An 8,733-nucleotide genomic window follows, 5' to 3' on the forward strand; every position below is an offset into this window, starting at 1 on the left:
TGTCTTCCCGACCATTTTAATTAGAGTATGGGGCCTTAGCTCAGCTGGGAGAGCGCCTGCCTTGCACGCAGGAGGTCAGCGGTTCGATCCCGCTAGGCTCCACCATTTAATATAATATGACGGAGGTATACCCAAGTCCGGCTGAAGGGATCGGTCTTGAAAACCGACAGGGGCTTAACGGCTCGCGGGGGTTCGAATCCCTCTACCTCCTCCATTATTTTTTTAGTAACAAAATTTAATAGTAAATAAAATATGGTCCGGTAGTTCAGCTGGTTAGAATGCCTGCCTGTCACGCAGGAGGTCGCGGGTTCGAGTCCCGTCCGGACCGCCATTTTTTATTTATATGGCTCAGTAGCTCAGTCGGTAGAGCACGTTCGAATAAGCTTCATTGGAAGTACATCAGCGTACAGATTGAGCAGCAACTTGAATAATCTTTCTGAAATCTGGACGAAGGATTTTCCACCGTTTATATAAGCGGGAAAAAATATATATTTTGGCTCAGTAGCTCAGTCGGTAGAGCAAAGGACTGAAAATCCTTGTGTCGGCGGTTCGATTCCGTCCTGAGCCACCATTATTTACCCTTAGTTTTAAGCAACTATGGAGGGGTAGCGAAGTGGCTAAACGCGGCGGACTGTAAATCCGCTCCTTAGGGTTCGGCAGTTCGAATCTGCCCCCCTCCACCATTTTTTCTAGGGGTATAGTTTAAAGGTAGAATAGAGGTCTCCAAAACCTTTGGTGTGGGTTCAATTCCTACTACCCCTGCCAAATATGGCGATTGTGGCGAAGTGGTTAACGCATCGGATTGTGGTTCCGACATTCGTGGGTTCGATTCCCATCAGTCGCCCCATTTTACATTTTATTATTGGGCTATAGCCAAGCGGTAAGGCAACGGATTTTGATTCCGTCATGCGAAGGTTCGAATCCTTCTAGCCCAGTCATTATGGCAGCATAGCCAAGTGGTAAGGCCAAGGTCTGCAAAACCTTTATCACCGGTTCAAATCCGGTTGCTGCCTTTCAACTTATATTTGCGGGTGTAGTTTAGTGGTAAAACCTCAGCCTTCCAAGCTGATGATGAGAGTTCGATTCTCTTCACCCGCTCCAATTAATATGGGCCTATAGCTCAGCTGGTTAGAGCGCACGCCTGATAAGCGTGAGGTCGGTGGTTCGAGTCCACTTAGGCCCACCATACATTGTTCCGCAGTAGCTCAGTGGTAGAGCACTCGGCTGTTAACCGAGCGGTCGTAGGTTCGAATCCTACCTGCGGAGCCTTTTTAATTGTTAGAAACTACATATATGTCCTGGTAGCTCAGCTGGATAGAGCAACGGCCTTCTAAGCCGTCGGTCGGGGGTTCGAATCCCTCCCAGGACGTCACATTGGACGAATTAAACGAAAGGGTCGATGAATTTCATCGACCCTTTTTGTTATTCAGAAAAAAGCTAGCTTAACAATTATTATTCTTTTGTTTACTAGTCTCCCTTATGCCCTAAGGCCTTCCATATTCCTCTCCGTTCATAGATTTTCTCGCTTTAAAGGTTTATTCTACTGAAAAAATTGCTATCTATACTTTCACTTATTTATCCCGTTCAAACTGGCGCTAAGACTTCCACTTCAAAACGAAAGAAAAAGCGAAGACGTATAAGTGGGAGATTAAGCACCAGTAAGAAATTCGATTGGTTTAACTAATCATCAGTGGGGGATGGACGAAAACCCCCACCGATTAAAGTTTCACTTTATCTGATATGGGTTTAGGGGTTTGTACGTCCAAAGTCTTAATACAAAATATAGCTTAGGACGATTATGAAAGATGCGAAATCTAGGTAAGATAAAGACAAGAAAGGAGGAGCGGAAAATGAAAAAATTTGGTTTGCTTTTAGTTGGAGGTATCGCTGCTATAGTGTTCCTTGCAAATATAGGACCATTACTAGCATTAGTAATTACTTTAGGTATTGCTTATCTAGTTATGAAAGAGTTTTTAAAAGCTAAAACAACGGGTTCTAAGATTATCTGGGGAATTATCGGTTTAATTTTCCTTGGAGCATCTATCTCAAACATTCCATCTGTGTTGGCTTTAATAGCAGCTTATGTAATGTACCTAATTTATAAAAACTGGAATGGCAAGAAACCAGTTGACCTAAACAAAAACAACAACGACTTTGACAATGATCCTTTCATGAACTTTGAAAGAGAATGGGAAAACTTAAATAGAAACTAATTTGAAGGAGTATGAAAAATTATGAAAAATTTATTTTCTCGCATTAAATATACTGTAACAGCTGATATTCATGAGCTTTTAGATAATAAAGAACAAAAAAATCCACTTGCTATGTTAAATCAATACTTAAGAGAATGTGAGCGTGAAACAGAAAAAGTTCGCAGTTTGTTTGAGCGTCAATCACGCTTGAAAGAGGAGTTTACTCGTGAGTATATGGAAGCACAGCGTTTAGCTGAGAAACGTGCACATCAAGTAGAAGTAGCTTCACAAGCAGGTGAAGTAGAGCTTTACGATTTCGTTATTGCTGAAAAGAATCAATATGAAGCTCGTGCAGATCGTCTAAAAGAAGCTGCTGAAGCTGCTGGTAAACAACTAGATGAACTTGAAAGAAAATATGCTGAAATGAAGCATAAATTAAAGGATATGCACTTAAAACGTTTAGAAATTATGGGACGTGAAAATGTAGCTCGGGCTAATTATCGTATCAATAAAGTATTAGATACTGATCAAGCGATGGATAAGTCATCTGCACGTTTTGATGAAATGGAAAACTATTTAACTCGATTAGAGGATCAAGTGAATACGAATTACTATCGTAACACAATTGATGCTAGAATTGCAGAATTAGAAAAACAAGCAAAAAATAACGAAAGTGATTTAATTTCTTAACCTAAACATGTTATTCTAGAAAAGGCGTAGTTATTGTGCTGCGCCTTTTCCCTACAATAACTATACAAGGGGTATACTATACATAAAATTCATGAAAGGAGGAGATTCTAGTGGCATTTAAAACAAAATCAGATTTATTAAGTTGGATTATCATATTTGCCGTAGTACTTCTGTTAATTGAAGTAACATTTTTTGACGGAGGACTCCTCTTTTCTTTACTTATTTCTGCGTGTTTTATTTACTTCGGAATGAAGAAATGGCATCGAATGATTGGGAAATTAGCGCTCATGATTGGTGCTATTAGTGCGACCGTAACAATCGTTAATATGTTTACCTTTAAATTGTTTTTATTAGCTTTATTAGGGGTTTTAGCATATAGATTTATGCAGTCAAAGAAACATCCAGCCATTTATACACCGCATATTGAAGAAAACCACAAAGTCTATAATCCCGAAATATTATATAGCAAGCCATTGTTATTTAGAAACAATGTTCTAGGAGGACAAAAAACATCTGATTCAGTTTATGAATGGGAAGATATTAATATTCAAAGCGGTGTGGGTGATATGATCATTGACTTGAGTAATACAGTTTTACCAAAGGGTGAAGCTGTTATTAGCATTCGTAACGTTGTTGGTAATATTAAAGTGTATGTACCTTATGAAATTGAGGTAAAAGTAGCTCATTCAGTTATTCTTGGCTCAGTAACAGTATTGCAGAATAGAGAGCAGCGACTTTTTAATGAAAGCATACAATATTACACATCGCAATATGATGAATCACAACAAAAAGTTAAAATTATAACGAGTACACTTGTAGGAAATTTAGAGGTGAAGCGTATATGAGTATTTTACAACGACAAGTCCTGTTGGGAATGCTGTATTCGTTTCTCCTCTCTTCGTTGTTTTTAGTCGTCTTTTTGTATGTGTTTCCTATTAAGATGAATGAACTTTGGGATAAAGAAATTATGGATATTCCTTTTATAGCGTACGTCCCAGCAGTTAGCATTTTCATAGGTTCACTTTCAGGAGCGGTTAACGGTTATTATTGGAAGAAGAGATTATCCGAAATTAGTAGCAGCATTTCGCAAATGGAATTAGGTAAGCCTATTATCTCGAAAGAAAAAACGGCTCCACAAGATTTAAAAGATGTATATGATAAGATGGCTAAATTACAAAATCACGTTACAGAACAGATTGCCATCTCGCAGAAATTAGCAAATGAACGAGCCGAAATTCAAGAAAAGCGTATACAAGAAATTGTTTCTCAAGAAAGAAATAGATTAGCAAGAGAACTACATGATTCCGTATCTCAACAATTATTTGCTGCATCTATGCTGATGTCTGCCATTAATGAAAGTCCATCACAAGACGAGAAGATGGCTAAACAGTTACAGTTAGTAGAAGAAATGATTCATCAATCTCAGCTTGAAATGCGTGCACTGTTACTACATTTACGACCTGTTCCTTTGAAAGGTAAGTCACTTAAAGAGGGAATGGAAGAATTACTTGTAGAATTAATACAGAAAGTACCGATGAAAATCACGTGGAAGGTCGAAGAAGTTAAGCTTGATAAAGGTGTAGAAGACCAGCTATTCCGTATTCTTCAAGAGTCGGTTTCTAACACGCTTCGTCATTCACAGGCAACGACGTTAGAAGTGCACTTAGTAGCTAGAGAAAGTACAATTATAATGATTGTATCTGATGATGGCGTTGGATTTAAAGTAGAAGACTCGAAAGCAGGTTCTTATGGTTTACAGAATATGCATGAACGAGCACTAGAAGTTGGTGGCACATTGAAGATTGTAAGTGTTTTGAACAAAGGAACACGCTTAGAGGTGAAAGTTCCTGTTATAGCGAAGGGTGAAAACGATGATTAAAGTATTGTTTGTAGACGATCATGAAATGGTAAGAATAGGGGTTTCGGCTTATTTATCGGCTCAAGATGATATTGAAGTTGTTGGAGAAGCTGGAGATGGTGGAGAGGGAGTCGAGAAGGCTCTAGAATTGCGACCAGATATTATTCTGATGGACCTAGTCATGAAAGAGATGGATGGTATCCAAGCAACAAAAAATATTATTGAGCAGTGGCCTGAAGCTAAAATCATTATCGTAACAAGCTTTCTAGATGATGAGAAGGTATATCCAGCACTTGAAGCAGGTGCAACAAGCTATATGTTAAAAACATCTAAAGCAAGCGAAATTGCCGATGCAGTTCGAGCAACATATCATGGACAATCTGTATTGGAACCAGAAGTTACGGGTAAAATGATGCAACGTATGAGAAATCCGAAGCAGACACAACTTCATGAAGAATTAACGAATAGAGAAATGGAAATTCTTCTGCTAATGGCCGAAGGCAAGAGCAATCAAGAGATGGCAGATGAACTTTATATTGCTTTAAAGACAGTGAAAGTTCATGTTTCAAACATATTGAGTAAACTGCAAGTGCAAGATCGTACACAAGCTGTTATATATGCATTTAAGCATTCTTTAGTGGAATAGTTTTTTTTCTATGCAGCTTTATTAGAGTGAAGAGGAAGGAAGTAGACAGTATGAAGCAATACGTAATTTTTGATTTTGATGGTACATTGGCTGATTCACAAAAAGTAGCTGTTCAAACGATTAATCGATTAGCAGATCAACATGGATTTCCTCAAATTGAACCGGAATATTTTTCTCATGAAATGAAGATGAATGCAGCTTCAGAGAATTTCTCGCTAATTGCAAATGAATTCTATTCATTGTATAAGGAATCGTTAAATCAGATTCAGTTATTTGATGGCATAAAAGATGTATTGCTTCAATTACATGAGCAAGGTTTTGGTATTGCAGTTATCTCTTCAAATGAAGAAAGTAATATTCGCTCTTACTTTGCTACTCAAGGCTTAGAGTTTATTACAGACATTTATACATCAAGTGATTTATTTGGTAAAGATGAGATGCTTAATCAATTTTGCAAAAAATATAATGCACGGAAGAAAGATCTTTTATATGTTGGTGATGAAGTGAGAGATATTCAAGCTTGTCATCGCTGTGGTATTCCTGTTGTATGGGTTCCTTGGGGATATGAAAATGAAGAACATATCCATTCAGAAAGTCCGACATATAAAGCAAAAACGCCAGTTGATATTTTAATGTATGCTAAGCAAATGACAACTAATGTTACAGCATAGTGGAGGTTACAGTGTGAAAGAACAAATCAAAACGATTCAATTATTAAGCTCTTTATTGGAGAATCATTCTATTCCATATACATTTGTTGAAGAATCAGCATTGGTACTACAAGGTATGTCGATTCCTCTTAAAAAGATAGATGTACTTACACAGTGGGATGTATTCTCGAAATGTCAGGAGCTTTTCGTTGATTACCCATGTTCACCTGTAAATCATTCTCCTATGAGTGAGACATTTGAAGTCCAATTTCAAGGAGTACATGTTTATGTAAGTTGTATATTTAACACTACGATTAAAACAGATCCTTATCGTATTTCGGTAAATAATATTTGGTGTAAGTCATTATATAGTTATATTTATGGAAATGATTTTTCAAAGTATAAAGAAGACATCGTAGCTTTCTTATTACAAAAACAACAAACATATACGAAGCATAATGAACAAGCATGGAATCAAAATAATTATCAAGCGCTAATTGAACGATACGGGGAGCCTGCAAAGGTAGCTGAAAAAATTAAGCAAAATCCTGAATGGAGATTGCATCCGTTTTACAAATATATGAATGATCTTAAAGGTAAGAAAGTCATTCATTTGCTTGGTTCAAACGGTGTGAAAGGGACAGCGTTAGCCTTATTAGGAGCGGACGTAACAGTCGTAGATTTCTCTCAAGAAAATGCGATGTTTGCAAATGAGGTGGCGAATGCAGCTGATGTTTCACTTAATTATGTTGTAAGTGATGTATTTGCGGTGAATGAAGAGCATCAATTCGATTATGTTTTAATGGAACTTGGTGTTCTTCATTACTTCATAACGCTTGAACCATTAATGAAATTAGTAAGCAAATTGTTAGTACCTGGAGGGAAATTCGTTCTGCATGAATTCCATCCAATCTCAACAAAATTAATTACTTCAACAGGCAAGAAGCATAAGGTGGCAGGTGATTATTTTAACCCAACGCTTACTTATAATACTGTAGCTTTTTCGAAGCATATGCCTGAGGGTGTACAAGAAGAGCTAATGCAAACAGTACAAAGAAAGTGGACAATGGGTGAGTTAATTACGGCTGTCGCTACCTCTGGGCTTCAAATTGAAGTTTTGGAAGAAGAACCGAATCATAAATTACATGATATCGGTTTGCCAAAAACATTTACATTAGTAGCAACTGCACGATAATGGTTTTTTTGAATAAAAAAGGGTGTTCCTTAACTAAAATGTACCCTATAGAGTAGACACTTTAAAAAAAGTGCTCTCTATAGGGTACATTTATAACCAGGACACCCTTTTTTGTACAAAAGAGTATACGATTTTGCAAAACCAAAAGCTAATATTAAGAACAGCTCTTCCGCATGTCTCCTTATTAATTACACATTTAAAAACTTGACACAAACTGGATTTGGTACGTGAACATTTGATTGAAGTAATGTTAACTTACCTGTCGCTACATCTCTTGCAAATAAAGTTAAGTTATTAGATTCTTGGTTTGATGCTACTAAGAATTTTTCAGTCGGATCTAAGGCAAAATCACGTGGCCAATTACCTTCAGTTGAGGTATGTTCAACAAGTGTTAATTCTCCAGTTAAAGAATTTACGCTAAAGATTGCAATATTATCCGGTCCTCGGTTACCTGCATAGACAAATCGACCATCTGAACTGATGTGGATGGCACTACCTTGTGCATTTTCTGTAAATCCTTCTGGTAATGTAGAGATATACTGGATTTCTTTGAAGCTTCCATCAGCAGCATTATAAGCTAAGGTAATAACCTCGTTGCTAAGCTCCGTCATTACATAAGCATACTTTCCATTCGGATGGAAAGTTATATGTCTTGGGCCGCTTCCTGGGCGAGTAGATAGCGTATGAATTTGTGATAACATTTGCTCATTATACACATATGTAGTAATTTCATCAGTACCCAAGTCCACTGTCACGACGTATTGTTCATCTGGCGTTAAACCTGCATAGTGGGTATGAGGTTTCTCTTGTCTTTCATGTGGGCCAGAGCCTTCATGTTGACTAAATGAAGAGACAGGTTGTAAAGCGCCATCAATCACTGGATAAGCTTGTACAAGACCTTGGTGGTAACTTGCTGTAAACACAGCGCTGTTCGCTTTATTAACACTAACATGACAAGCAGATATTCCTTCAGCAAGCTGATGATGAAGGGGGGTAAGCTTTCCTGTTTCTTCATTAATTGTGAAAGAAGCTAAACCACTTCGACTACTTTGCTTATCAATCGCATACAGGTTTCGGTTATCTGTGCTTATAGCAACATAAGTAGGATCTCCAAGCTCCGCAACTAAGGATGCTTCGCTAATAGTCGTTTTCTCCGTATCAAGTGTAAATGAATAAACACCTTTACTATCTCCTTTTGTATACGTTCCAATATAACCAATCATTTTCGTCATTGAAATGCCTCCAAAACGTTTAATAATTTTATTTTAGCATACAATTTTTAATACAGCAGACTGTCTTCCTTCTATTTTCCTCACTTTGTTGTTTTTGTGGTATTTAAAATAATATGCCATTTATTTAATGGAGAAATTAAAAAAGAAAAGACTAAATGATACAGCGTGTGAAACACAAGAAACTGTCTAATTTAAAAAGGCTATATTAAATAAAAAACGAACAGAAATGAAATAAGGAGAACGTACATAGTAGAAAAAATCCAAGTTCCT

General features: G+C 37.3%; 8 protein-coding genes and 13 tRNA genes. 20 read left to right on the forward strand and 1 reads right to left on the reverse strand.

The features are described 5' to 3' along the window. Positions 1 to 29 precede the first annotated feature (29 nt). The 20 genes from V7014_RS11965 to V7014_RS12060 all read left to right on the forward strand — a co-directional run bounded on the left by V7014_RS11965 (position 30) and on the right by V7014_RS12060 (position 7,231). A tRNA-Ala gene (locus V7014_RS11965) sits at positions 30 to 105 on the forward strand. Positions 106 to 121: 16 nt separating this feature from the next. Continuing rightward, a tRNA-Ser gene (locus V7014_RS11970) sits at positions 122 to 214 on the forward strand. Between the two features lie 40 nt (positions 215 to 254). After that, positions 255 to 331 (forward strand) — tRNA-Asp (locus V7014_RS11975). A gap of 164 nt (positions 332 to 495) precedes the next feature. Beyond that, positions 496 to 571 (forward strand) — tRNA-Phe (locus V7014_RS11980). A 28-nt stretch (positions 572 to 599) separates the two neighbouring features. Next, a tRNA-Tyr gene (locus tag V7014_RS11985) sits at positions 600 to 683 on the forward strand. 8 nt (positions 684 to 691) lie between these two features. Beyond that, positions 692 to 765: transfer RNA gene (locus V7014_RS11990), tRNA-Trp, on the forward strand. A 6-nt stretch (positions 766 to 771) separates the two neighbouring features. Further along, positions 772 to 847, forward strand: a tRNA-His gene (locus tag V7014_RS11995). A 16-nt stretch (positions 848 to 863) separates the two neighbouring features. Then, positions 864 to 935: transfer RNA gene (locus tag V7014_RS12000), tRNA-Gln, on the forward strand. Between the two features lie 7 nt (positions 936 to 942). Then, positions 943 to 1,013 (forward strand) — tRNA-Cys (locus tag V7014_RS12005). A gap of 14 nt (positions 1,014 to 1,027) precedes the next feature. After that, positions 1,028 to 1,101 (forward strand) — tRNA-Gly (locus V7014_RS12010). A gap of 8 nt (positions 1,102 to 1,109) precedes the next feature. After that, positions 1,110 to 1,186 (forward strand) — tRNA-Ile (locus V7014_RS12015). Between the two features lie 8 nt (positions 1,187 to 1,194). Beyond that, positions 1,195 to 1,266: transfer RNA gene (locus V7014_RS12020), tRNA-Asn, on the forward strand. Between the two features lie 29 nt (positions 1,267 to 1,295). Next, a tRNA-Arg gene (locus V7014_RS12025) sits at positions 1,296 to 1,369 on the forward strand. A 481-nt stretch (positions 1,370 to 1,850) separates the two neighbouring features. Continuing rightward, a complete protein-coding gene (locus V7014_RS12030) occupies positions 1,851 to 2,213 on the forward strand; it encodes a flagellar basal body rod protein (protein ID WP_335507397.1) in 363 nt (120 codons plus the stop codon). Between the two features lie 21 nt (positions 2,214 to 2,234). Next, the gene (locus V7014_RS12035) at positions 2,235 to 2,882 is read left to right on the forward strand and encodes a PspA/IM30 family protein (RefSeq protein WP_335507399.1); all 648 of its coding nucleotides are present in this window, start codon (positions 2,235 to 2,237) and stop codon (positions 2,880 to 2,882) included. Positions 2,883 to 2,992: 110 nt separating this feature from the next. Next, positions 2,993 to 3,727, forward strand: a complete 735-nt coding sequence (gene liaF, locus V7014_RS12040; protein ID WP_335507401.1) for a cell wall-active antibiotics response protein LiaF — start codon at positions 2,993 to 2,995, stop codon at positions 3,725 to 3,727. After that, the gene (locus V7014_RS12045) at positions 3,724 to 4,761 is read left to right on the forward strand and encodes a sensor histidine kinase (protein ID WP_335507404.1); all 1,038 of its coding nucleotides are present in this window, start codon (positions 3,724 to 3,726) and stop codon (positions 4,759 to 4,761) included. The genes liaF and V7014_RS12045 overlap by 4 nt, the downstream gene beginning before the upstream one ends. Further along, positions 4,754 to 5,386: a response regulator transcription factor gene (locus V7014_RS12050; protein WP_335507407.1), complete on the forward strand. Its 633-nt coding sequence runs from the start codon at positions 4,754 to 4,756 to the stop codon at positions 5,384 to 5,386. The genes V7014_RS12045 and V7014_RS12050 overlap by 8 nt, the downstream gene beginning before the upstream one ends. Before the next feature lie 50 nt (positions 5,387 to 5,436). After that, positions 5,437 to 6,057, forward strand: a complete 621-nt coding sequence (locus V7014_RS12055; RefSeq protein WP_335507409.1) for an HAD-IA family hydrolase — start codon at positions 5,437 to 5,439, stop codon at positions 6,055 to 6,057. 13 nt (positions 6,058 to 6,070) lie between these two features. Next, on the forward strand, positions 6,071 to 7,231 hold the full coding sequence (locus V7014_RS12060; protein ID WP_335507411.1) for a class I SAM-dependent methyltransferase: 1,161 nt from the start codon (positions 6,071 to 6,073) through the stop codon (positions 7,229 to 7,231). A gap of 188 nt (positions 7,232 to 7,419) precedes the next feature. On the opposite strand, the gene V7014_RS12065 is transcribed toward V7014_RS12060, so the two are convergent. Beyond that, positions 7,420 to 8,463 (reverse strand): lactonase family protein, encoded by a 1,044-nt coding sequence (locus V7014_RS12065; RefSeq protein ID WP_335507413.1) that lies wholly within the window; start codon positions 8,461 to 8,463, stop codon positions 7,420 to 7,422. Between the last annotated feature and the right edge of the window lie 270 nt (positions 8,464 to 8,733).

Source organism: Bacillus sp. JJ722, from assembly GCF_036963345.1.
Taxonomy (GTDB): Bacteria; Bacillota; Bacilli; order Bacillales; family DSM-1321; genus Bacillus_AD.

What these genes read in the sequence shown, in the direction of transcription:
- V7014_RS12030 (WP_335507397.1), top strand. Translation starts at nt 1,851, where the DNA reads ATGAAAAAATTTGGTTTGCTTTTAGTTGGAGGTATCGCTGCTATAGTG.
- V7014_RS12035 (WP_335507399.1), top strand. Translation starts at nt 2,235, where the DNA reads ATGAAAAATTTATTTTCTCGCATTAAATATACTGTAACAGCTGATATT.
- V7014_RS12045 (WP_335507404.1), top strand. Translation starts at nt 3,724, where the DNA reads ATGAGTATTTTACAACGACAAGTCCTGTTGGGAATGCTGTATTCGTTT.
- V7014_RS12050 (WP_335507407.1), top strand. Translation starts at nt 4,754, where the DNA reads ATGATTAAAGTATTGTTTGTAGACGATCATGAAATGGTAAGAATAGGG.
- V7014_RS12055 (WP_335507409.1), top strand. Translation starts at nt 5,437, where the DNA reads ATGAAGCAATACGTAATTTTTGATTTTGATGGTACATTGGCTGATTCA.
- V7014_RS12065 (WP_335507413.1), bottom strand. Translation starts at nt 8,463, where the DNA reads ATGACGAAAATGATTGGTTATATTGGAACGTATACAAAAGGAGATAGT.